Source organism: Halorubrum sp. SP3, assembly GCF_005435195.1.
In the GTDB taxonomy this organism is placed as follows: domain Archaea; phylum Halobacteriota; class Halobacteria; order Halobacteriales; family Haloferacaceae; genus Halorubrum; species Halorubrum sodomense.
Genome location: NZ_SGTU01000755.1, coordinates 1 through 222 on the forward strand (window position 1 = coordinate 1; position 222 = coordinate 222).

The following is a 222-nucleotide window of genomic DNA, read 5'->3' on the forward strand; positions in this document are numbered from 1 at the left end:
TCATAGAAGAGTTGGAGAATGCTCTACTTATTCAAGAGATTGATGATCAAATCCAGCTAACATCGGAGACTGAACTTCCTCAGAATTCGAGGTTATTATTCTCCGGAAAGGCCGTAAGTGAGTCGATCCATACAGCCAACGACACCGAAGCCTATGACCGAATATTAACGAACCTAACCGATGCCCATCCGGAACTTCTTAACATCGCAAAAGAGGTATATA

The 222-nt window shown here is 42.8% G+C and carries 1 protein-coding gene; it reads left to right on the top strand.

Annotated elements, in window-relative coordinates; genetic code table 11:
* Window positions 1-222 (top strand): hypothetical protein (locus tag EXE42_RS20060; RefSeq protein WP_206750794.1); only part of this gene is annotated, 222 nt, incomplete at both ends.